The organism is Pseudomonas sp. B16120, from assembly GCF_044218845.1.
In the GTDB taxonomy this organism is placed as follows: Bacteria; Pseudomonadota; Gammaproteobacteria; order Pseudomonadales; family Pseudomonadaceae; genus Aquipseudomonas; species Aquipseudomonas paracarnis.
In genome coordinates this window covers 1,150,422-1,174,051 of sequence record NZ_CP162588.1, presented here as the reverse complement: position 1 = coordinate 1,174,051, position 23,630 = coordinate 1,150,422, and the positions used below count along the sequence as shown (strand labels likewise).

At 61.1% G+C, this 23,630-nt stretch carries 20 protein-coding genes; 4 read left to right on the top strand and 16 right to left on the bottom strand.

Features of this window, described 5'->3' with window-relative positions; translation table 11 throughout:
* Positions 1–7: 7 nt before the first annotated feature.
* The 4 genes from AB4P90_RS05700 (at position 8) to AB4P90_RS05685 (ending at position 5,356) form a co-directional block, all read left to right on the top strand.
* Positions 8–700 carry a heavy metal response regulator transcription factor gene (locus tag AB4P90_RS05700; RefSeq protein ID WP_014716981.1) on the top strand — a complete coding sequence of 231 codons (693 nt, stop codon included), beginning with the start codon at positions 8–10 and terminating at the stop codon, positions 698–700.
* Positions 690–2,054: a heavy metal sensor histidine kinase gene (locus tag AB4P90_RS05695; protein ID WP_019816941.1), complete on the top strand. Its 1,365-nt coding sequence runs from the start codon at positions 690–692 to the stop codon at positions 2,052–2,054. The genes AB4P90_RS05700 and AB4P90_RS05695 overlap by 11 nt, the downstream gene beginning before the upstream one ends.
* A gap of 380 nt (positions 2,055–2,434) precedes the next feature.
* Complete coding sequence (locus AB4P90_RS05690; RefSeq protein ID WP_014716979.1) at positions 2,435–3,757, top strand: OprD family porin; 1,323 nt, start codon at positions 2,435–2,437, stop codon at positions 3,755–3,757.
* Between the two features lie 102 nt (positions 3,758–3,859).
* Positions 3,860–5,356, top strand: coding sequence for a diguanylate cyclase (locus AB4P90_RS05685; RefSeq protein ID WP_014716978.1), 1,497 nt, complete (start codon positions 3,860–3,862; stop codon positions 5,354–5,356).
* A gap of 173 nt (positions 5,357–5,529) precedes the next feature.
* Here AB4P90_RS05685 and lpxC read toward each other — a convergent pair whose 3' ends face one another.
* The 16 genes from lpxC to mraZ all read right to left on the bottom strand — a co-directional run bounded on the left by lpxC (position 5,530) and on the right by mraZ (position 23,344).
* The gene (gene lpxC / locus AB4P90_RS05680) at positions 5,530–6,441 is read right to left on the bottom strand and encodes a UDP-3-O-acyl-N-acetylglucosamine deacetylase (RefSeq protein WP_003171886.1); all 912 of its coding nucleotides are present in this window, start codon (positions 6,439–6,441) and stop codon (positions 5,530–5,532) included.
* Between the two features lie 112 nt (positions 6,442–6,553).
* Positions 6,554–7,750 (bottom strand): cell division protein FtsZ, encoded by a 1,197-nt coding sequence (gene ftsZ, locus AB4P90_RS05675; RefSeq protein ID WP_014716977.1) that lies wholly within the window; start codon positions 7,748–7,750, stop codon positions 6,554–6,556.
* Between the two features lie 75 nt (positions 7,751–7,825).
* Entirely contained in the window at positions 7,826–9,088 is a 1,263-nt protein-coding gene (ftsA, locus tag AB4P90_RS05670) for a cell division protein FtsA (protein WP_014716976.1), read from the bottom strand.
* A gap of 15 nt (positions 9,089–9,103) precedes the next feature.
* A complete protein-coding gene (locus AB4P90_RS05665) occupies positions 9,104–9,973 on the bottom strand; it encodes a cell division protein FtsQ/DivIB (protein WP_032893516.1) in 870 nt (289 codons plus the stop codon).
* Positions 9,974–9,977: 4 nt separating this feature from the next.
* Entirely contained in the window at positions 9,978–10,934 is a 957-nt protein-coding gene (locus AB4P90_RS05660; protein ID WP_014716974.1) for a D-alanine--D-alanine ligase, read from the bottom strand.
* Positions 10,931–12,379, bottom strand: a complete 1,449-nt coding sequence (gene murC / locus AB4P90_RS05655; protein ID WP_003188677.1) for a UDP-N-acetylmuramate--L-alanine ligase — start codon at positions 12,377–12,379, stop codon at positions 10,931–10,933. Before murC ends, AB4P90_RS05660 begins: the two co-directional genes overlap by 4 nt.
* A complete protein-coding gene (gene murG / locus AB4P90_RS05650; RefSeq protein ID WP_395605726.1) occupies positions 12,372–13,442 on the bottom strand; it encodes an undecaprenyldiphospho-muramoylpentapeptide beta-N-acetylglucosaminyltransferase in 1,071 nt (356 codons plus the stop codon). The genes murC and murG overlap by 8 nt, the downstream gene beginning before the upstream one ends.
* A complete protein-coding gene (ftsW, locus tag AB4P90_RS05645) occupies positions 13,432–14,655 on the bottom strand; it encodes a putative lipid II flippase FtsW (protein WP_003188673.1) in 1,224 nt (407 codons plus the stop codon). The genes murG and ftsW overlap by 11 nt, the downstream gene beginning before the upstream one ends.
* Positions 14,652–15,998 carry a UDP-N-acetylmuramoyl-L-alanine--D-glutamate ligase gene (gene murD, locus AB4P90_RS05640; protein WP_073843275.1) on the bottom strand — a complete coding sequence of 449 codons (1,347 nt, stop codon included), beginning with the start codon at positions 15,996–15,998 and terminating at the stop codon, positions 14,652–14,654. The genes ftsW and murD overlap by 4 nt, the downstream gene beginning before the upstream one ends.
* Positions 15,999–16,004: 6 nt before the next feature.
* The gene (gene mraY / locus AB4P90_RS05635) at positions 16,005–17,087 is read right to left on the bottom strand and encodes a phospho-N-acetylmuramoyl-pentapeptide-transferase (RefSeq protein WP_003188670.1); all 1,083 of its coding nucleotides are present in this window, start codon (positions 17,085–17,087) and stop codon (positions 16,005–16,007) included.
* Positions 17,087–18,457 carry a UDP-N-acetylmuramoyl-tripeptide--D-alanyl-D-alanine ligase gene (murF, locus tag AB4P90_RS05630; protein WP_395605725.1) on the bottom strand — a complete coding sequence of 457 codons (1,371 nt, stop codon included), beginning with the start codon at positions 18,455–18,457 and terminating at the stop codon, positions 17,087–17,089. The genes mraY and murF overlap by 1 nt, the downstream gene beginning before the upstream one ends.
* Positions 18,450–19,913 (bottom strand): UDP-N-acetylmuramoyl-L-alanyl-D-glutamate--2,6-diaminopimelate ligase, encoded by a 1,464-nt coding sequence (locus AB4P90_RS05625; RefSeq protein ID WP_395605724.1) that lies wholly within the window; start codon positions 19,911–19,913, stop codon positions 18,450–18,452. Before AB4P90_RS05625 ends, murF begins: the two co-directional genes overlap by 8 nt.
* Positions 19,913–21,655: a penicillin-binding protein 2 gene (locus tag AB4P90_RS05620; RefSeq protein WP_019816949.1), complete on the bottom strand. Its 1,743-nt coding sequence runs from the start codon at positions 21,653–21,655 to the stop codon at positions 19,913–19,915. Before AB4P90_RS05620 ends, AB4P90_RS05625 begins: the two co-directional genes overlap by 1 nt.
* Positions 21,655–21,948, bottom strand: a complete 294-nt coding sequence (gene ftsL / locus AB4P90_RS05615) for a cell division protein FtsL (protein WP_003188663.1) — start codon at positions 21,946–21,948, stop codon at positions 21,655–21,657. The genes AB4P90_RS05620 and ftsL overlap by 1 nt, the downstream gene beginning before the upstream one ends.
* Positions 21,945–22,892 (bottom strand): 16S rRNA (cytosine(1402)-N(4))-methyltransferase RsmH, encoded by a 948-nt coding sequence (rsmH, locus tag AB4P90_RS05610; protein ID WP_003188661.1) that lies wholly within the window; start codon positions 22,890–22,892, stop codon positions 21,945–21,947. Before rsmH ends, ftsL begins: the two co-directional genes overlap by 4 nt.
* Positions 22,889–23,344, bottom strand: coding sequence for a division/cell wall cluster transcriptional repressor MraZ (gene mraZ, locus AB4P90_RS05605; protein ID WP_003171868.1), 456 nt, complete (start codon positions 23,342–23,344; stop codon positions 22,889–22,891). Before mraZ ends, rsmH begins: the two co-directional genes overlap by 4 nt.
* Positions 23,345–23,630 lie beyond the last annotated feature (286 nt).

The window sequence follows — 23,630 nt, the reverse complement described above, 5'->3', positions numbered from 1 at the left end:
GGCGGTCATGCGCGTCCTGATTATTGAAGATGAAGAAAAAACCGCGGACTACCTGCACCGCGGCCTGACCGAGCAAGGCTACACCGTCGATGTGGCCCGGGAAGGTATCGAGGGCCTGCACCTGGCGCTGGAAAACGATTACGCCGTGATCGTGCTCGACGTGATGCTGCCCGGCCTGGATGGCTTCGGTGTGTTGCGTGCCTTACGCGCCCGCAAGCAGACGCCGGTGATCATGCTCACCGCTCGCGAGCGCGTTGAAGACCGCATCCGCGGCCTGCGCGAAGGCGCCGACGATTATCTGGGCAAGCCGTTTTCGTTCCTGGAACTGGTGGCCCGCCTGCAAGCCCTGACCCGCCGCAGCGGCGGCCATGAACCGGTGCAGGTCACCGTTGCCGACCTGTGGATCGACCTGATCAGCCGCAAGGCCAGCCGCAACGGTGTACGCCTGGACCTGACCGCCAAGGAGTTCTCGCTGCTCAGCGTATTGGCGCGACGCCAGGGCGAGATCCTGTCCAAGACCGCGATTGCCGAGATGGTCTGGGACATCAATTTCGACAGCGATGCCAACGTGGTGGAAGTGGCGATCAAGCGTCTGCGCGCCAAGCTCGACGGGCCGTTCGAACACAAGCTGCTGCACACCATTCGTGGCATGGGCTATGTGCTGGAAAACCGCATGCAGGAAAACCACAGTGGTCGCTAATTCCATCGCCCTGCGCCTGAGTGGCATGTTCACCCTGGTGGCGTTGCTGATCTTTCTGTTGATCGGCGGCGCGCTGTACCAGCAGGTCGACCGTGGCCTGGGGCTGTTGCCAGGTGCCGAGTTGGATGCGCGCTACAGCGTGCTGGAATCGTCGATCAATCGCTTCGGCACGCCGGAACATTGGGCCAAGATCAGGTCCAAGCTCAAGCTGTTGGGGGAAGAAGACAAGCGCATCCGTTTCTGGGTGGTCAGCAGCGACCCGAGCTACGAATACGGTGAGCCGGACGCGCAGATTCGCGCCTTTGCCGAAGGCGCCACAGGTAAGCGCGACCTGCGCCTGCCGGGTCACGATTATCCCTTCAAGGTGCTGGTCAGCCAATTTGCAGCCAAGGACCAGCGCCCGGCGTTGCGCTTTATGATTGCCATCGACACGGAGAACTTCCGCGCCACCCAGCATCACTTGCTGGTGGCGTTGATCAGCCTCGCGCTGGTGGGTGTAATACTGGCGGCACTGCTGGGGTTCTGGGTCGCGCGTATCGGCCTCAAGCCCTTGGGCAAACTCTCGGATGAAGCGCAAAAGCTTGCGCCGCCGAAACTCTCCGGGCGCCTGCAATTGTCACCCTTACCGCCCGAGCTGAGCCAATTCGTCAATTCATTCAACGCCACCCTCGACCGGGTTGAACAGGCGTATTCGCGCTTGGAATCGTTCAACGCCGACGTTGCCCATGAACTGCGCTCGCCGCTCACCAACCTGATCGGCCAGACCCAAGTCGCGCTGACACGCGGGCGTTCGGCCGAACACTATTTTGAGGTGCTGCAATCGAACCTGGAGGAGCTGGAACGGCTGCGCTCGATCATCAACGACATGCTGTTCCTTGCCAGCGCCGATCAGGGCAGCAAAGCCACCAAGCTGATCGAATGCTCCCTGGCCGATGAAGTGGCCACCACCCTCGACTATCTGGATTTTATCCTCGAAGACGCCCAGGTTCAGGTGCGCGTGGACGGCGATGCCCTGGTGCAGATCGAAAAAGCCCACCTGCGGCGTGCGCTGATCAACCTGCTGAGCAATGCCGTGCAACACACCGCACCCGGACAGATTATCGACGTGCATATCCAGGTGCAGGAGAAGCAGGTGGCAATCGGCGTGACCAACCCCGGCGACGCGATTGCCAGCGAACACTTGCCACGCCTGTTCGAACGCTTCTATCGGGTGGATGCCTCGCGCAGCAACAGCGGGGCCAATCACGGATTGGGGCTGGCGATCGTCAAGGCGATTGCGTTGATGCATGGCGGGGATGTGTTTGTGCGCAGTGAAGGCGGTGGCAATACGTTTGGTATCACCCTGCCGATCTAAACAACTCGGTCAAAATGTGGGAGCTGGCTTGCCTGCGATAGCATCACCACGGTAGGCCTGGCATACCGAGGTGTCTGCATCGCAGGCAAGCCAGCTCCCACAGAAGATCCCATGGCCCTCACTGTTGCGATTTGGGCAATAGTTATTATCTTGTTACACTCTGTATCGCACCGCTCCCCTGCGTTACTTTGACGCATCGATGAGCGCGACGGCAAAGACAGCTGACCACTCACCCGAATTTCCCTCGACTTATTTCCAGGGCTCTACACTGGGAATCTGTCTTAAAGCCGCTGACTTCAGCGGCTTTTTTTTGCCGTGAAAAAAGGCCGGGCACACCCCACGACACTGGCCGTTCATGATTGACCAAAGGAGCTCCACCGGTGAAGAACTCGCTGACGTTCACCCCGTTATTCCTCGCAATCGCAGCAACGATCATCCCGCTTGCCCACGCGGCAGACGCCCCGCCCGTCGAAGGCTTCGTCGAGGGTTCACACCTCACGATCAACACCCGCAACTACTACATGAACCGCGACCGGCGCGATATTCATACCGATGACAGCAAAGAGTGGGGTCAGGGTTTTATCGGCACCTTCGAATCCGGCTACACCCAGGGCCCCATCGGCTTGGGCCTGGACGTCAATGCCATGTTCGGCCTCAAGCTCGACGGCGGTGGCGGTACGGATGGTTCCAGCATCCTTCCGTATGGCAGCGGCAACGGCAAAGCGCCGGGTTCGTTCTCGACGGCTGGCGGCACCTTGAAGCTGCGCGCCTTCGACACCGAACTGAAAGCCGGCGACCTGTTCCTCAACAACCCGGTGATCGCCGGCGGCATGACACGCATGTTGCCGCAGACTTTCCGTGGCGTGAGCCTGACCAACCACAGCTTTGACGGCTGGATGTTCGAAGGTGGCCAGGCCAGTTTCACCAAGCTCTATAACCAGAGCGGCCATCGGCGTATTGGTACCAGCTACGGCACGCTGCCCGCCAACACCGACAGCCAGCACCTGGACTGGGCTGGCGTGTCGTTCAGCGGGATCGAGGGGCTGACCAGCAACCTGTACGCGTCCGAGCTCAAGGACGTCTGGCACCAGTATTACTACGACCTGGAATACACCTACGCCCTGAACGACCTGGTCAGCCTGACGCCCGGCCTGCACTACTACCATACCCAGGACACCGGTCAATCGCTGCTGGGGGATATCGACAACAACACCTACAGCCTGCATTTCACCGTGGGCGTGGGTAACCACAGCGTCACAGCGACTTATCAGCGGGTCAATGGCAACACGCCGTTCGATTACATCACCCAGGGCGACAGCGTGTACCTGGACAACTCCCAGCAGTACTCGGATTTCAACGGGCCCAATGAGCGCTCCTGGAAGCTCAAGTACGCCTACGACTTTGCCGGCCTCGGCGTGCCCGGCCTGACGTCCGCCGTGTCCTACATCAGCGGCAAGACCGACCTGACCAAGGTCGACCCCAACAGTCGCGGCTACAGCAACTGGTACAGCGCCGATGGCAAGGATGCCAAGCACTGGGAGCGCGATATCGACCTGAAATATGTGGTGCAGGGCGGCAAGGCCAAGGACTTGGCCGTGCGCCTGCAATGGGCGACCAATCGCGGCAGCAATGGCTACTCGGCGGTGGACCGGGATGTGGATGAATACCGTGTGATCGTGGACTACCCGATCAACGTGTTCTGAGTACAGGTAGGAGCGAGCTTGCTCGCTCCTACAGGTTGGCTTTGCGCCATATTTAAGAGTTGCTACTACGCTAAGGGCATTCTCAATGCAGAAGTGTGCCCGATGAGTTCAAGCCCTACCCGCCCCAACCGCCGCCCGGAGCGCCTGCTGATCCTGGGCAGCACCCTCACGGTGTTGCTGATCGTGGGGGTCGTCACTGCGCTGCTGATTCGTGAACATGCCAACACCCTGCAGACGGCCAAGCGCACCGCCAACACCATCACTCAATTGATCGACGCTGACGTGCTGCGCAATGTCGAACTTTACGACATGGCCCTCAAAGGCTTGATCAGCGCCACCGAGCGCACCGACCTGCAAGACGTTTCAGAGAGCATCCGTCATTTGGTGCTGTTCGATCGTTCCGCAGCGGCGCCCTACAAGGGCGATATCCTGCTGTTGGACCCGGCTGGCGAGGTGATTGCCGATTCCTCCCTGCTCACGCCCAAACTGGGTAACTTTGCCGACCGGGACTACTTTCGGGCGCACCGCACCAACCCCGACCTGGGCCTGTATATCAGCCGTCCGTTCATGGCGCGCTGCCAGTGTGCCGACCCCTGGCGCATCGCGTTCAGCCGTCGCGTTTCGTCACCGGATGGGCGCTTCCTGGGAGTGGCGGTCGCGTCCATGCGCCTGTCGTACTTTCATCAGTTATTCAGCAGCTTGAACATCGGCAGCAACAGCACCATCAACCTGCTCAACCACCAAGGCATCCTGCTGGCGCAAGAGCCTCTGCTGGAGGCAGATATCGTCGACAAGGACCTGAGCCAGCGCCCGAATGTGGCGCGCATGCTGCGCGAACGGGACGGCAGCTTCCAAAGTATCTCCAGTGTCGATCGCCAGGCACGGCTCTACAGTTTTTCGAATGTGGGCAACTTGCCGCTGATCGTGGCAGTGGCCTTGTCCAGCAATGAAATGTTCGCCCCCTGGCGACGTGCGGCGTGGCTGGTCAGCATCGCGACCGGAGTGTTGTGCGTGGGCCTGTTGTGGCTGACCTGGGCACTGTGCATGGAGCTGCGCCGTCGCCATCGCGCCGAACAGGTGCTGTCAGAACTGGCAGCCACCGACGCCCTTACCGGCCTGGCCAACCGCCGCACGCTGGACGAACGCTTGCGGCTGGAATGGGACCGGGCACAACGCTCCATCGAGTCGTTGAGTGTGCTGATGATCGATGTGGACCACTTCAAGGCCTTCAACGACCGCCACGGCCACCAGGGCGGCGATGAGGCGTTGCGCGCAGTCGCGCAGGTGATCGCCAGCCATATCCGCCGCCCTGCCGATCTGGCGGCGCGTTATGGCGGTGAAGAGTTCGCGGTGGTGTTACCCAATACCGACGCCAAGGGGGCGTGGGTGATCGCCGAGCATATCCGCAAGGGTGTCCAGCACTTGCCGCGCAAGGCCGGGGATGAGCAACCAATCACGGTGAGCATCGGCATGAGTACTTGGCAAAAGCACAGCCGTATTTCCCTTGAAGACCTGCTGCTCAAGGCTGACCAGGCGTTGTATCAGGCCAAGCACAGCGGCCGTAACCGGATAGTGGATGTTTCAAAGACCTCAAACTGATGAGGTCAGGTGTGGGAGCTGGCTTGCCTGCGATGGCGGTGGGGCAGCTATCTATAAGCTAACTGGCCGGCCGCTATCGCAGGCAAGCCAGCTCCCACATTTGGATATTCGTCAGGCATAAAAAAAGGCCACCCGAAGGCAGCCTTTCAAAACTAAAGAAAGAGAGTTGTTACTTACACCGCCGCAACGGGACGCATGTAAGAGATCGGTGCGGTGCTGGCATCTTCGAAGGTCACGACTTCCCAAGCGTCTGTCTGCTCAATCAACTTGCGCAGCAGCTGGTTGTTAAGGGCGTGGCCCGACTTGAAGCCTTTGAACTCGCCTATCAGGCTATTGCCCAGCAGGTAGAGGTCACCGATTGCATCGAGGATCTTGTGCTTCACGAATTCGTCTTCGTAGCGAAGGCCGTCTTCGTTCAGGACACCATCCGCGTCGACCACAATGGCGTTTTCCACGCTGCCGCCGAGTGCGAGGTTGTGCTTGCGCAGGTACTCGATGTCACTCATGAAACCAAAGGTACGGGCGCGGCTGACTTCTTTTACAAACGAAGTGCTGGAAAAATCCACGCTTGCACTTTGGGTGCGGTCACGGAATACCGGGTGATCGAAATCGATCTCAAAGCTCACTTTAAAGCCTTCGAACGGGACGAAGGTGGCGCGCTTGTCGCCGTCTTCTACTGTCACTTCCCGCAGAATGCGAATGAACTTCTTGGCTGCGTCCTGTTCTTCCAGGCCGGCAGATTGAATCAAGAATACGAAGGGTCCAGCGCTGCCATCCATGATCGGGACTTCGGACGCGGAGAGCTCGACGTAGGCGTTATCGATGCCCAGGCCAGCCATGGCCGAGAGCAAGTGCTCCACCGTGTCCACTTTGACGTCACCGTTGACCAGAGTGGTCGACATCGTGGTTTCGCCAACGTTTTCCGCGCGAGCAGGAATCTGCACCACAGGGTCCAGGTCGGCACGAACAAACACGATGCCGGTGTCGACAGGTGCGGGCTTGAGGGTCAGGTATACCTTCTCCCCGGAGTGCAGACCTACACCTGTGGCACGGATAATATTCTTCAGGGTGCGTTGTTTAATCATGGCTTGGACCGCTTCAGCGCAAATTGCGAACTGGTATCAACAAAGGCTGGCGATAATAACAGACCAGACCTTTGCTGAACACCAATCACCTTCATAGCCCTGATACATTCCATTAATCGGCCTGACGACGCAGGAATGCCGGGATGTCCAGGTAGTCCAGGTCATCTTGCGGATTCGGGCTACGGGACGCCGCAGCACCGGCCTGAGCCTGGTTGCGCATCACGGTCGGACGGTCCAGGTCACGGTAGTTCACCGACGGCAGTTCCTGGCGAGCAGGGGCTGGGGCAGCAGTTGCCTGGCTGGCCTGGCTAGTGTGCAGAGTGTTGTCGATGACCTTTACAGGCTTCTCGATTTTCGCACCCAGGCCGGTCGCAACCACGGTTACATGCAGTTCGTCGCGCATGTCCGGATCGATAACGGTACCCACCTTGACCATGGCGTGCTCGGACGCGAAGGCTTCGATGATGCTACCCACGTCGGAGTACTCACCCAGGGACAGGTCGGGACCGGCGGTGATGTTCACCAGGATGCCGCGTGCGCCTTGCAGGTTCACGTCTTCGAGCAACGGGTTGCGGATGGCCGCTTCGGTGGCCTCGCGTGCACGGTTCGGACCGCTGGCGCAGCCAGTGCCCATCATCGCCATGCCCATTTCGCTCATGACCGTACGAACGTCGGCAAAGTCGACGTTGATCATGCCCGGACGCTTGATGATGTCGGAGATACCGCGAACGGCACCGGCCAGTACATCGTCAGCCTTGGCGAACGCAGACAGCAGGCTTGCGTCCTTGCCCAGGATGGTCAGCAGTTTCTCGTTGGGGATGGTGATCAACGAGTCGACGCTTTCAGACAGCAGACGGATACCTTCGTCGGCGATCTGCATGCGCTTGCGGCCTTCGAACGGGAACGGACGCGTCACGACAGCAACGGTCAGAATCCCCATTTCCTTGGCCACTTCGGCAATGATCGGTGCAGCACCGGTACCGGTACCGCCGCCCATGCCGGTGGTGATGAACACCATGTTGGTGCCTTGCAGCACTTCGGCAATACGCTCGCGGTCTTCCAGGGCGGCTTGACGGCCGACTTCCGGATTGGCGCCAGCGCCGAGGCCTTTGGTCACCGCGGTGCCCAATTGCAGGATGGTCCGCGCGCCGATGCTTTTGAGCGCCTGGGCATCAGTGTTGGCGCAGATGAACTCAACGCCTTCAATGTTGCTCTTGACCATGTGGTTGACAGCGTTGCCGCCGCCACCGCCGACACCGATTACTTTGATAACCGGGCTAGCGGGGATGTTGTCTACGAGTTCGAACATGTTCCCTCTCCTTTCATTTTCTCTAGTTTTTTCGCCTACTGCTTGTTGCGGGTGTTGCGGTGTCGCGGTAAATCTTTAGAAATTGCCTTGTACCCAGCTTTTGATCCGGTCCAGCAGCGGCGCTTTCTCATCGTCATCGCTGCGGTAGCTGTCACGGATGCTCGGGCCCGACAGGGAAATGCCGTCGGTCTGCTTTTGCAGCCCGTACAACAGCAAGCCCACACCGGTGGAATAAATCGGGTTGCGCACCACGTCGCCCAGGCCCTTCACGCCATGGGGCACGCCCAGGCGCACCGGCATGTGGAAGATCTCTTCGGCCAACTCGACCGCGCCTTCCATCTTCGAGGTACCACCGGTCAGCACGATGCCGGCCGGGATCAAATCTTCGTAGCCGCTGCGGCGCAGTTCAGCCTGAATCAGGGTGAACAGCTCGTCGTAGCGTGGCTCGACCACTTCGGCCAGGGCCTGGCGCGACAGCTCGCGGGGTGGACGATCACCCACGCTTGGCACCTTGATGGTCTCACCGGCACCGGCCAGCTTGGCCAGGGCGCAGGCGTAGCGGATCTTGATTTCTTCGGCGTACTGGGTCGGTGTGCGCAACGCCATGGCGATGTCGTTGGTGACCTGGTCGCCGGCAATCGGGATCACGGCGGTGTGACGAATCGCACCCTCGGTGAAGATCGCGATGTCGGTGGTGCCGCCGCCGATGTCCACCAGGCACACGCCCAGCTCTTTTTCGTCGTCGGTCAGTACCGAGTAGGCCGAGGCCAACTGCTCGAGAATGATGTCGTCGATTTCCAGGCCGCAGCGGCGCACGCATTTTTCAATGTTCTGTGCGGCGTTGACGGCGCAGGTCACCACGTGAACCTTGGCTTCCAGGCGAACGCCCGACATGCCCAGGGGCTCGCGCACGCCTTCCTGGTTGTCGATCACGTAGTCCTGCGGCAGGGTGTGCAGCACGCGCTGGTCCGCCGGGATCGCCACGGCCTGGGCGGCGTCGAGGACGCGCTCAAGGTCGGCCGAGCTGACTTCACGGTCGCGGATCGCCACGATGCCGTGGGAGTTCAGGCTACGGATGTGGTTGCCCGCCACGCCGACGAACGCCGAGTGAATCCGGCAACCGGCCATCAGCTGCGCTTCTTCGATAGCGCGCTGGATCGACTGCACGGTGGACTCGATGTTCACCACCACGCCCTTCTTCAGGCCCCGGGACGGATGCGTGCCAATACCGACGATTTCGATCGCGCCGTCTTCCCCGACCTCGCCCACCAGCGCCACCACCTTGGAGGTGCCGATATCGAGACCGACGATCATTTTGCCGCTTTGCACGTTTGCCATGGGTCCTGCCTCTTCTTAATTCTTCGCGACAGCGGGTTGTGCTGCCGTGGGCGCAGCCGGTGTACGCCAGCCGACGGCCAGGCCGTTGGCGTAACGCAGGTCGACGCTCGCAATGTTCGTAATCTGTTCTTTCAAGGTTTTTTCATAGATGGCAATAAAGCGGCGCATCTTTTCCACCAAGCGGTCGCGTCCCAGCAACAACTCGATGCCCGGGCCGGAACTGCCTGCCCCGGTCGTCAAAAACCAGCTGCCCCGCTCACGCAATTCCAGGCGTGCAATGGAGAAGCCCAGTGGCCGCAGCATCTGGCTCAAGGCCTGGTACTGCTGCATCACTTGCTGCTGCGCCCGCTGCGGCCCGAACAGCTGCGGCAGGTGTTCATAATTGGCCAGCTCACGCGGGGTGAACGCCTGGCCCTGGTTGTTCAACAGCGCTTCATCGCCCCAACGGGCCACGGGCAGTTGTTCTTCCAGGCGGATCGTGACCTGGTCCGGCCATACACGGCGAACTTCGGCGTGGGCGATCCACGGCATCTGTTCCAGCTCCGAGCGCATGCCAGCCAGGTCGATGGTAAAGAAGCTCGCCGCCAGGTATGGGCCGATGCGCTGCTGTACCGCTTGCTGGCTGATGTAGCTCAAGTCGCCCTGCACGCTGATCTTGGTGATCGGCCGGTCGGCATACGGCAACAGACGCTGCGCGCCTTCGTACGTGCCAAAGCCCAGCACCACCAGCAGCACCGGCCAGAACAGCGCCTTGATAAAACCAAAGTTGGCTTTTGGCAGGCGCGAAGACATCGGCTCTTTAGCCACCATTCGGCTTGCACCCCGTGGCACCGGCTTGCGGCTCGGTGCTTGTGGGGGCTGATGACGAAGCGATGCGCCGTTCATGTGTTTAGCCTCTTGGCTCAATGCTGTCGGCCAGGATCGCCAGCACTAACTGCTGGAAATCCAGACCGGCGGCACGGGCTGCCATGGGAACCAGGCTGTGGTCGGTCATGCCCGGTGCGGTGTTGACTTCAAGGAACCAGAAATTCCCTTGGTCATCCTGCATCACGTCTGCCCGCGCCCAACCGGCGATACCCAGCGCCTCACAGGCTTTCGCCGTGAGGTCCATCAATTCTTGTTCCTTGGTTGCTTCGAGGCCGCATGGGATCCGGTACTGAGTATCGGAAGCCAGGTACTTGGCGTCGTAGTCATAAAAGGTGTGGGGCGTGCCCAAAGCGATGGGCGGCAATACCTGGCCACGCAGGGTGGCGATGGTGTACTCGGGACCGGAAATCCACTGTTCCACCAACACTTGCGAATCGTAGGTACTTGCCGCTTTCCATGCGTCGATCAATTCGGCGGCCGAGTTCACTTTGGCCATGCCGATACTGGAGCCTTCATGGGCTGGTTTGACGATCAAAGGCAGGCCCAGTTCCTTGGCCGCAGAAATACAATCGTCTTCACTGCACAGTACGGCGTGACGTGGGGTCGGAATACCCAGGCTGTGCCACACCTGCTTGGTGCGCAACTTGTCCATCGCCAAGGCCGATGCGAGGATGCCGCTGCCGGTGTAAGGGATGCCGGCGCATTCGAGCAGGCCCTGCATGCTGCCGTCCTCACCGCCGCGGCCGTGAAGAATGAGAAAGGCGCGGTCGATTTTTTCAGCCTGCAGGCGGGCAAGGAAGTCATCGCCCACATCGATACCGAAGGCATTCACGCCAGCACTTTGCAGCGCCTCAAGCACCGCATTGCCGGACTTGAGCGACACTTCGCGCTCAGCGCTCTTGCCGCCGAACAACACGGCCACGCGACCGAAGTCGGCAGGCGCAAGGGTTGAAAACAGGGAGCCGTAATCAGTGGTCATTTCGACTTCCCCTTGGCGGCGGCTGCAAACAGCGGGCTCGCCAGCAACTTGGGCGCAAGGCCACCGATATCACCGGCGCCCTGGCACAGCAGGATGTCGCCGGCGCGCAGCAGCGGCTTGACGATAGGCGCCAGATCCACGCCACGCTCGATGTAGATCGGGTCCAACTGGCCGCGCTGGCGGATGCTGTTGCACAACTTGCGGCTGTCAGCGCCCGGGATCGGTTCTTCACCGGCCGGGTAGACTTCCATCAGCAGCAGCACGTTGGCATCGGCCAGTACATTGACGAAATCGTCGTACAGGTCGCGGGTGCGGCTGTAGCGGTGCGGCTGGTACACCATAACCAGCCGGCGCTCCGGCCAACCACCGCGCACGGCCTTGATAACGGCCGCAACTTCGGTCGGGTGGTGCCCGTAGTCGTCCACCAGCATCACGTCACCACCTTCAACCGGCAGTTGGCCGTAGACCTGGAAGCGACGGCCCACACCGGCAAAGCGCGACAGGCCCTCGACGATGGCTTCATCGCTGACGCCTTCATCGGTGGCAATGCAGATGGTCGCCAAAGAGTTCAGCACGTTGTGGTTGCCCGGCATGTTCACCGACACGTCCAGCGGCTCGCGATCGGGGCGCAGCACGGTGAAGAAGGTTTGCATGCCTTCCTGGCGCACATTGATTGCGCGCACGTCGGCGTCTTCGCTGAAGCCGTAGGTCACGGTAGGGCGTTTGACCTGGGGCAGGATTTCACGCACCACCGGGTCGTCCAGGCACACCACGGCCAGACCGTAGAACGGCAGGTTGTGCAGGAAGTCGACGAAGGTTTTCTTCAATTTGTTGAAGTCACCGTCGTAGGTCGCCATGTGGTCTTCGTCGATGTTGGTGACGACGGCGACCAGCGGTTGCAGGTGCAGGAAGCTCGCATCACTTTCATCGGCTTCGGCGATCAGGTAGCGGCTGGTGCCGAGCTGGGCATTGGTGCCAGCTGCATTCAGGCGGCCACCGATGACGAAGGTCGGGTCCAGGCCACCGGCGGCGAACACCGAGGCGATCAGGCTGGTGGTGGTGGTCTTGCCATGGGTACCGGCAACGGCGATGCCGTGGCGATAGCGCATCAGCTCGGCGAGCATCTCGGCACGCGGCACCACAGGGATACGGCGCTCAAGGGCGGTGGCCACTTCCGGGTTGGAGGTGTTCACGGCGCTGGACACCACCAGCACATCGGCCTCGGCAGCGTTCTCGGCACGGTGGCCGATAAAGATCTGCGCGCCAAAGGACTTCAGGCGCTCGGTGACCGGCGACTCTTTCAAGTCCGAGCCGGACACCTGGTAGCCCAGGTTCAGCAACACTTCGGCAATCCCGCACATGCCCACGCCACCGATACCGACGAAGTGAATACGACGGATACGGCGCATCTCGGGTTGCGGCATGGCTTTCTGATTCTCAACCATGGGCCACCTCCAGGCAGATATCGACCACGGTGCGGGTTGCGTCAGGTTTGGCCAGGCGGCTTGCGGTGCTCGCCATGCTGTTGAGTCGTTCCGGTTGCATCAAAACCTCGGTCAGGCGTGCGGCCAAATCGGCGGCGCCAGTCGTTCTTTGCGGCAGCAGGAAGGCAGCGCCCTCCCCGGCCAAATATTCGGCGTTGCGGGTCTGGTGATCGTCGATGGCATGGGGCAAAGGCACCAGCAAGGACGGCAGACCGGCGGCCGCCAGTTCACTGACGGTCAGCGCACCAGCGCGGCAGACCACCAGGTCGGCCCAGCCATAGGCTTGGGCCATGTCTTTGATGAAGGGCTGTACATTGGCCTCTACACCGGCCTCGCGATAACGCGCGGCGGTGATTTCATCGTGGTTCTTGCCGGCCTGGTGGAAGATCTCCGGGCGCACATCCTCAGGAAGTTGCGCAACGGCTTCAGGCAGCAATTTATTCAGCGGCTCGGCGCCCAGGCTTCCGCCCAGGATCAGCAGGTGAGCCTTGCGCCCCGCCAGCGCGTCACGCGCAATGGCCATGAACAGTTCGGTACGCACCGGGTTACCGGTGGTGCGAAGCTTGTCGGAGGCGGCGAAGGTTTTCGGGAAGGCTTCACACACCCGCGCAGCCAACGGCACTAGCAGACGGTTGGCAGTACCGGCGACGGCGTTCTGTTCGTGAACGATCACCGGCACACCCGCGAGTTTCGCCGCAACACCACCAGGGCCGGTCACATAACCGCCAAAGCCGAGCACACACACCGGCTTCAACTCGCGAATGATCCTGCGCGCCTGCATGACCGCCTTGAGCAACACGAACGGTGCCTTGAGCAATGACAACTTGCTCTTGCCACGCAGGCCGGTGACGTTGATCAAATGCAGCGGCAAGCCGGCATTGGGCACCAATTCGTTTTCAATGCCACGGGGCGTACCCAGCCAGTGCACGGTGTAGCCACGGTTCTGGAATTCACGGGCGCAAGCCAGGGCCGGGAACACATGCCCCCCGGTGCCGCCCGCCATGATCAGCACGTTAGCGCCCATGGGTCGGCTCCTCGGCGAAGTCGCTTTCGCTGAACTCCATCTCTTCGCTGCCCAGGTGGGTGCGACTCTCCCACTCGATACGCAGCAACAAGCCGAGACAGGCGCAGCAAATCACCAACGAACTGCCGCCGTAACTGAGGAACGGCAAGGTCAGGCCCTTGGTCGGGAGCAGGCCGACGTTCACGCCGATGTTGATCAGGAACTGGCCGATCCACAGGAAAGCCAACCCATAGGCCACGTAGGCGGCGAAGAACTGCTTGGCCTTCTCGGCCCACAAGCCGATGTACATGGCGCGCACGCAGACGAATACAAACAGTGCCACGGTGCACAGCGAACCCACCACACCCAACTCTTCGGCCAATACCGAGAACACGAAGTCGGTGTGGGCTTCCGGCAGGTAGAACTGCTTCTGCACACTGTTGCCCAGGCCCACACCCAGCCACTCGCCGCGACCGAAGGCGATCAGCGCCTGGGTCAACTGGTAGCCGGAGCCGAACTGGTCGGACCAGGGGTCGGTAAAGGTGATCAAACGCGCCATCCGGTAGGGTTGCGCCTGCACCAGGATGGTCACCGCCGCGACGGCCAGCACCACCATCAAGGTGAAGCGGAACAGCCCGACACCACCCAGGAACAGCATCGCGGCGGCGGCGCCCATCATCACGACCGTGGCCCCGAAGTCGGGCTCCATCAGCAATAGGCCAGCCATGGGCAGCAGCACGATGAACGGCTTGAAGAAGCCCATCCAGCTTTCGCGTACTTCTTTCTGACGGCGCACCAGGTAACCGGCGAGGTAGATCACCACGAACACTTTGGCAATTTCCGACGGCTGCACGTTGAACGCGCCGAAGCCGATCCAGCGCATCGAACCGTTCACCTCGCGGCCGATGCCGGGCACGATCACCATGACCAGCAAGCCGAACGCACCGATCAGCATCAGCCAACCCAGACGCTGCCAGGTGGCAATCGGAATCATCATGGTGACGATGCAGGCGCCCAGGCCGATCACCAGGTACACCAGGTGGCGGATCATCATGTACAGCGTGTTGCCCGACTGCACGGCGGCCACTTCGGAGGACGCCGAAGTGATCATCACCAGGCCCAGGCCGAGCAGCGCCAGGCAACCGGCGAGCATCGGGAAATCGAGGTCGATGCCGCGCCCGGTAATGATCGGCGACGGGTATGGCTTGATGATGTTTCTCAGGTTGAGGCTCATGCCAAAGCCTCCACGGCGCGGGCGAACAGTTGGCCGCGCTCTTCATAGTTCTTGAACATGTCGAAGCTGGCGCACGCGGGCGACAGCAACACCGCATCGCCAGGCTGGGCCAGGGCTTTGCACTGGGCAATGGCGTCGTCCAGGGAAGCTGCGCGTACTTGCGGTACAGCGTCACCGAGGGCGGCGGCGATCAGGTCCGAATCGCGGCCCATCAGCACCACGGCGCGGCAATGGGCGGCCACTGGAGCTTTGAGGTCCTTGAAGTCGGCACCCTTGCCATCACCACCGGCGATCAGCACCAGCTTGCCGTCGATATCGGCCCCCAGGCCTTCGATGGCCGCCAGGGCTGCACCGACATTGGTGGCTTTGGAGTCGTTGTAATAGCTGACGTCATTGAGGTCGCGCACCCATTGGCAGCGATGCTCAAGCCCGGCAAAGGTGCGCAGGCTCGCGAGCATGGCGTCGAACGGCAGGCCAACCGCGTGACCGAGCGCCAAGGCCGCCAGGGCATTGGACTGGTTGTGTGCGCCACGGATTTTCAGTTCGCGTACCGGCATCAGGTTCTGGAATTCGAACGCCAGGTACTTCTCGCCGCTCTCTTCACGAATGCCGAAGCCTTTGAAGTCCGGTTTGCCCAGGCCGAAGGTCCAGCAGGGCATGCCCTCGCCTATCAGCGGACGGCTCAGGGCATCCTGACGGTTGACGACAAATTGCTTGGCGCCACGGAAGATCCGGTGCTTGGCCAAGTGATAAGCCGGCAGGCCGCTGTAGCGGTCCATATGGTCTTCGCTGACGTTCAATACCGTCGCCACTTCAGCGCCCAGGTCGTGGGTGGTTTCCAGCTGGAAGCTCGACAACTCCATCACGTACAACTCGACGTCGTCGCTGAGCAAATCCAGTGCCGGCACGCCAAGATTGCCGCCGACGGCCACACGCTTGCCCGCCGCAGCCGCCATCTCGCCGACCAGAGTGGTGACGGTGCTTTTGGCGTTGGAACCGCTGATGGCCACGATCGGCGCCTTCGCGTTGCGTGCGAACAGGTCGATATCGCCAGACAGCTTCACGCCACGGGCCGCAGCCGCTTGCAGGGCCGGTGTCGCCAGGGCCAGGCCCGGGCTCACGTAGAGCTCGTCGGCACGGCACAGAAACTCGACATCCAGCTCGCCACAACGCACTTCCACGTGCGGGTAGTCACGGCGCAGCGTGACCAGCTCCGGTGGATTTTCCCGCGTATCGGCCACGGCAAACGACGTGCCCCGGTTCGCCAGGAAGCGAACCAGGGACATGCCGCTCTTGCCGAGGCCGACAACGATGCGGAAGTGGTCTGAAGCGATCAGGGACACTCGTTTCTACCTCAGTTTCAGGGTGGCAAGGCCGACCAGTACCAGAATCACGGTGATGATCCAGAAGCGGACAATCACGCGTGGCTCAGGCCAGCCCTTGAGTTCAAAATGGTGGTGAATCGGCGCCATGCGGAACACGCGGCGCCCGGTCAACTTGAAGGACGCCACCTGGATGACCACCGACAGGGTTTCCATCACGAACACGCCGCCCATGATGAACAGCACGATTTCCTGGCGAACGATCACCGCGATGGTGCCCAAGGCCGCGCCCAGCGCCAGTGCGCCGACGTCGCCCATGAAGACTTGTGCTGGGTAGGTGTTGAACCACAGGAACCCCAGGCCGGCACCGATCAGCGCACCGCAAAACACGATCAGCTCACCGGCGCCCGGTACATAAGGGATCAGCAGGTATTCAGCGAATTTCACGTTACCGGAGAGGTAGCAGAAGATGCCGAGCGCGCCGCCCACCATCACCGTCGGCATGATCGCCAGGCCGTCGAGGCCATCGGTCAGGTTCACCGCGTTGCTGGAGCCGACGATCACGAAGTAGGTCAGCACCACAAAGCCCACACCCAGAGGAATGCTCACATCCTTGAGCATCGGGATGATCAAGGTGGTTTCCACGGCACTTGGCGCGGTGGTGTACAGGAAGATCGCGGCGGCCAGGCCGAACACCGACTGCCAGAAATACTTCCAGCGGCTTGGCAGCCCCTTGGAGTTTTTCTCGATCACTTTGCGGTAGTCATCCACCCAGCCGATGGCGCCGAACAGCAGGGTCACCAGCAGCACCACCCACACGTAGCGGTTATGCAGGTCGGCCCACAGCAAGGTGCTGACGCCAATGGACGACAGGATCAGCGCACCGCCCATGGTCGGAGTGCCAGACTTGGACAGGTGCGACTGCGGGCCGTCGTTACGAACCGATTGACCAATTTGCAGGTTCTGCAGGGTGCGGATCATCCACGGCCCTAAAAACAGCGACAAAGACAGCGCGGTCAGCACACCCAGAATCCCGCGCAGGGTCAGGTACTGGAAGACCGCGAAGCCTTTGTGGAACTGTTGCAGATACTCAGCCAGCAGCAGCAGCATTAATGTTTCTCCGTACTTGAGCCACACAAGGCTGCGACGACGTTTTCCATCACCGCGCTGCGCGATCCCTTGATCAAAATAGTTGTGTGTTTGTCATGTTCAGCCGCCGTCAACGCCTGGATCAGCTCGGCCTGGCTGGCGAAATGCCGCGCGCCGGGGCCGAAAGCGTTGACCGCATGAGCCATGTTCGTGCCAACGGCGTAGAGCGCGTCCACTTTGCCGGCGGCATAGGCGCCGACTTCACGGTGGCCTTGTTCAGCCCAATCGCCCAGTTCGCCGATATCGCCCAGCACCAGCACCTTGCGCCCATCAAAGCCTTTGAGCAGGTCCACAGCGGCATTGATGGAGGACGGGTTGGCGTTGTAAGTGTCATCAATCACGCGCATGCCGTTGCCAGCCAGTTGCGCCACAGTGCGGCCCTTGACCGGCTGCACCGCGCCCAGGCCCGTGGCAATGCCGAACAGCGACACACCCAGGGCATGGGCGGCAGCGGCGGCGGCCAAGGCGTTGGCGACGTTATGGTTGCCCAGCAGGTTCAACTGCACGTGCTCATCACCTTGCGGAGTGTGCAAGGTGAAGGACGGGCAGCCACGGGCATCGACATTGATGTTGGAAGCGTGAAAATCGGCTGCGGCATTCAGCACTGCAAACGTCAGGACCTTGCGACCGGCGGCGCGTACACGCCAGGTCTCGAACGCCTTGTCATCCAGGTTCAGTACCGCAGTGCCCGAGGCGTCGAGGCCCTCAAGGATTTCGCCCTTGGCTTCGACGATTTTTTCCGGGCCGCCGAACTCACCGACATGGGCGGTACCGGCGTTGTTGATGATCGCCACGTGAGGCTGGGTCAGCGCCACGGTATAGGCGATTTCGCCGATGCGCGAAGCCCCCAGTTCAATCACTGCCGCCGTGTGTTCCGGAGCCAGTTCGAGCAGGGTCAGCGGTGCGCCGAAATCATTGTTCAGGTTGCCACGGGTCGCGAGTACCGGCCCGCGCGTACGCAAGACGCCAGCAAGCAGTTCCTTGACCGTGGTCTTGCCGCTGGAACCGGTAATGGCCGCCACCGGCTTATCAAAAGCAGCACGGTTAAGCGCACCCAGTTGGCCCAGGGCCAGGCGGGTGTCGGCTACCAGCAATTGCGGCAAGGCAGAATCGGCCACTTCACGCTGCACCAAGGCACCGACGGCACCTTTGGCGGCAACGTCGTTGAGGTAGTCGTGACCATCGAAACGCGGGCCGGCCAGGGCGACAAACAGCTGCCCCGACTGGATGTTACGACTGTCGATACTGACGCCGGTGAATGTGCAGTCGCTCGACAGCACACGGGCCGACAGGGCCTGGGCCAGTTCGCGGAACGTCATCGCCTTAAGCATGGGCGACCTCCCAGGCGGTCAGGGCGTGATCCGCCTCGACCAGATCGGAGAAGGCATGGCGCTCACCGTTGATTTCCTGATAGTCCTCGTGGCCTTTACCCGCGAGCACCACGACGTCGTCCGCGCCGGCACTGGCGATCAGCTGGGCAATGGCGGCGCCGCGTCCAGCCACAAACGTAACCTTGGAGGCGTCTTTGAAACCGACACGGATGTCGTCGAAAATCTGGCTCGGGTCTTCGCTGCGCGGGTTGTCGTCGGTGACAAGTACGCCGTCGGCCAAACGCTCGACGATCTCGGCCATCAATGGGCGCTTGCCGCGATCGCGATCACCGCCGCAACCGAACAGGCACAGCAGTTTGCCTTTGGCATGTGGGCGCAGGGCTTCGAGGACTTTTTCCAGGGCATCCGGTGTGTGGGCGTAATCGACCACCACCAGCGGTTGCGTGCCGCCACCCAGGCGCTGCATGCGACCGGCCGGGCCTTCCAGCTTCGGCAGTACCCGCAGGATTTCATCCAGGGCGTAGTCCAGGCCCAGTAATGCACCGATAGCGGCGAGCACGTTGCTCAGGTTGAACCGCCCGAGCAAGGTGCTGCGCAAGTGGTGCTCGCCCTGCGGCGTCACCAATGTGGCGCGCACGCCTTCATCATTGAATTGGGCTTCGCGGCAATACAGGTAGGCACTGGCATCTTGCAGGCTATAGCTGATCAGGCGCGCGTCGCTGTCTCCGCCCGCCAGTTGGCGGCCAAACGCGTCGTCGAGGTTGACCACCCGGCACTTCAGGTCATTCCAGGCAAACAGCTTGGCCTTGGCGGCAGCATACGCCTCCATAGTGCCGTGGTAGTCGAGGTGATCGCGGGACAGGTTGGTCATCACCGCCACGTCAAAGGCCAGAGCAGTGACACGCCCTTGGTCCAGGCCATGGGAAGACACTTCCATGGCAACCGCCTTGGCGCCGGCCTTTTTCAGGTCGGCCAGGGTCGCTTGCACGGCAATCGGGTTTGGCGTGGTGTGCAGGCCGCTTTGCAGCGCGCCATAGAAACCGGTACCCAGGGTGCCGACGATGCCGCAGTGCTGACCCAGCAGGTCCAAAGCCTGGGCGACCAATTGGGTCACGCTGGTCTTGCCGTTGGTGCCCGTCACGCCCACCAGGTTGAGCTGGCGGCTCGGGTCACCATAGAAACGCCCGGCGATGTCAGAAAGCTGCGCAGCCAGGCCCCTGACCGGAATCAACGGCACATCGGTGATCGGCAGCACGGTGGCGCCTTCCACTTCATAGGCGACCGCAGCCGCACCGCGTTGCAGGGCATCGGCGATATGCGCACGGCCATCGAGCTTGCCGCCAGGTACCGCCAGGAACAGGTCGCCGGCGCGTACATTACGACTGTCCAGGGTCAGCTCACGAATCAGCAGATCGTGGCCGGCATGGGCAAAAATCTTGTTCAGGCTAAGAGACATCAGCCGCGCCCTCCATTGGCTTTGACAGCGGCAGCCGGTGGACCAGCGTTGGCTTGTTGCGTCGGCGGCAGGTTGTCCGGCGTGATATTCATCAAGCGCAGGGTGCCGGACATCACTTTGCTGAACACGGGCGCCGAAACCAGGCCACCGAAGTAACCGGCTTTACTAGGTTCGTCGATGACCACGACGATGGCGTAGCGCGGGTCGCTCATCGGGCCGAAGCCGGCGAACAGCGAACGGTAGGAGTTTTCGGCATAGCCCTTGGTGCCCACCGAGGTCTTACGCGCCGTACCGGACTTGCCAGCAACGTGGTACGCCGGCACCTGGGCGCGGAATACGCCGCGCGGTGCCTCGATCACTTGTTGCAGCATGCCTTGCATGGTCTTGGCGACGTTTTCCGGGATCACTTGGGTGGCTTTTGGCGCTTCGTCGACGTGGATCAGGCTCAGCGGAACCATACGGCCGTTATTGGCCAATACCGAGAACGCGTGGGCCAACTGGATGGCGGTCACCGACAGGCCGTAGCCGTAGGACAGCGTGGCAGTCTCGGCTTTTCTCCACTCGCGGTAGTTCGGCAGGTTACCGACCCGCTCGCCCGGGAAGTCGAGGCCGGTGGGTTGGCCCAGGCCGATCTTTTGCGCCAAGTGATAAATAGTCTCGCCGCCGATATCGAAGGCCACCTTACTCATGCCGACGTTACTGGAGTTGATCAGGATGCCGGTCAGGTCCAGCACTGGCCCCTCGGTGCGGGACACGTCACGAATGGTGTACTTGCCCAACTGCAAGGTGCCTGGGTAAACCTCGACCTTGTCGCTGGGTTTCCAGCGGCCGGTTTCCAGGGCAGCGCTCATGGAGATCGCTTTCATGGTCGAGCCCGGCTCGAACACGTCGATCATCGCGCGGTTACGCATCATCGCCGGCTGAAGGTTGCGACGGTTGTTCGGGTTGTAGGTCGGCTGGTTGACCATGGCGAGGATCTCGCCGGTCTTCACGTCCATGATCACCAGGCTGCCGGCCTTGGCGCCGTTCTCGATGATCGCGTTACGCAGTTCGCGGTTGGCCAGGTATTGCAGGCGCAAATCGATCGACAACGCCAGAGGCTTGCCGGCCTTGGCGTTTTTGGTGACCTGGACATCCTTGATCAGTCTGCCGCGCCGATCCTTGATGACCTGCCGCTTGCCGGGAACGCCGGCCAGCCATTCGTCGTAGGCCAGTTCGACACCTTCGCGACCATGGTCATCGATATCGGTAAAGCCGACCATATGCGCGGTGGTTTCACCGGCCGGGTAGAAACGACGAAACTCCTCGATGCCGTAGACACCGGGGATTTTAAGGTCGAGCACTTGCTGGCCTTGCTCAGGGGTAAGCCCGCGCACCAGGTAGATGAATTCTTTGTTGGCCTGGGCTTCCAGGCGCTCGGTCAGGGCCTTGCGGTCTTGCCCCAGGGCAGCGGCCAGTTCAGGCCACTTGTCCTTGGCAACTTGCAGTTCCTTGGCGTTGGCCCACAGGGTGGTCACCGGGGTACTGACGGCCAGAGGCTCGCCGTTACGGTCGGTGATCAGGCCACGGTGCGCAGGAATCGGAATATGCCGCAGGCTGCGGGCGTCACCCTGGCCGATCAGGAAGTCGCGGTCGACGACCTGCAGGTCGAAGATGCGCCAGACGATCGCGCCCACCATCAATGCCAGCAAGCCGAGCATCAGGCGGAAGCGCCATGGGTAGAGTGCCCCTTCGAGTTTCATCATGGCGCCACCATGCGAACTTCAGCCGCGCCAGGGATGTGCATCTTCAATTGTTCAGTGGCCAGCACTTCGATACGGCTGTGAGCCGTCCAGGTGCTTTGCTCAAGGATCAGCCGGCCCCACTCTGCCTGGGCTTTGTCACGCACGCTCAATTCCCCGTAGAGGGTATTGAGCAACTGGCGGTTCCAGTGGGCGCTGTAGGACACCGCAATCGCGGATACCAGCACGCCGACAAACAGCAGCAACATAAAGAAGCTGCCGCCCGGGAGGGGCTTGGCGAAAAGCTTGCTCACCGCAATTTCTCCGCAACACGCATGACGGCGCTACGGGAACGTGGGTTGGCCTTGAGTTCGGCTTCGGAAGCGAACTGCGCTTTGCCATGGATTTTGATTTTCGGCACAAAGGCTTCGAAACGCACCGGCAGGTTGCGCGGCAGGTTGTCGGATTCGCCCTTGACCAGACGACGCATGAACAGTTTGACGATGCGGTCTTCCAGGGAGTGGAAGCTGATCACCACCAGGCGACCGCCCACTTCCAAAGCATCCAGAGCGGCTTCGAGGCCGGCTTCCAGATCGCCCAATTCGTTGTTGACGTGAATGCGCAGGCCCTGGAACGCACGGGTCGCCGGGTTCTTGCCCTTTTCCCAGGCCGGATTGGCGACCTTCAGCACTTCGGCCAGGTCAGCGGTGCGTTCGAACGGCTGGATTTCGCGGCGCTCGACCACGGCACGCGCCATTCGACCGGCGAAGCGCTCCTCACCGTATTCCTTGAACACACGGGCGATTTCTTCCACCGGCGCGGTGGCGATGAATTGTGCGGCACTGACCCCACGGGTAGGGTCCATGCGCATATCGAGGGGGCCGTCGTTCATGAAACTGAAGCCGCGCTCCGGGTCATCGAGCTGTGGCGAAGACACGCCCAGGTCGAGCAGAACCCCGGCCACCTTGCCCGCCATGCCGCGCTCGGCAACTTCGGCCCCCAGCTCGGCAAAGCTGCGCTGCACAACGACAAAGCGGCCGTCTTCGGCCGCTAGCGCTTGCCCGGTGGCAATCGCTTGAGGGTCTTTGTCGAACCCAAGGAGTTTGCCGTCGGACCCGAGCTGGCTGAGTATCAACCGGCTATGCCCGCCCCTGCCGAATGTGCCATCGACATAGCAGCCATCGGCACGTACGGCGAGAGCCTCGACGGCTTCGTCAAGCAGTACGGTGATGTGGTTAAAGCCGCTATCAATAGTCACAGGATCAAATCACGCAGTTCATCAGGCATGGCGCCCGGTTGTTGAATAGCAGCCAGGTCCGCTGCAGACACAGCATCCCAGGCATCTTCGTCCCACAATTGGAACTTGTTCAGTTGGCCTACCAGCATTGCGCGCTTGTCGAGCTTGGCGTACTCGCGCAGTCGCGGCGGCACCAGGAAACGACCACTGCCATCGAGTTCAAGGTCGACGGCATTACCGATCAGCAAACGCTGGAGTCGGCGGTTTTCTTCACGCAATGAAGGCAGCGCGCGCAACTTGGTTTCAATCAACTCCCACTCATCGAGGGGGTAAACGCATAAACAAGGATCAACGGCGTCAATCGTGATGATTAATTGCCCTGAACTTCGCGAAATGAGCTCGTCACGATACCGGCTCGGCATAGCGAGACGGCCTTTTGCATCGAGACTGATAGCGTTAGCTCCGCGAAACACAGATGCGTTTCTCCAAATTTTAGCGTTTTACGTTCAAAAAACCCACTTTGTGCCACTTTCCGCCACTTGCGCACACTATAGGAATGCGCCTACCACACCGTCAAGGCGCGTATTCAAGGAAAAGCCTTACAGAACGGAGATTTAGGAGGGTAAAAGGAGGAGAAACGAGAGTTTTGCGATGTTTTTGACTCAACAACAGCAAATAGCTCAAAGAGCTAGAGCGCAAAGTTAAAGTAATTTATTAAGAGTAAGATTTTTTTGGTATTACGAAGATGCATCTGCCAAT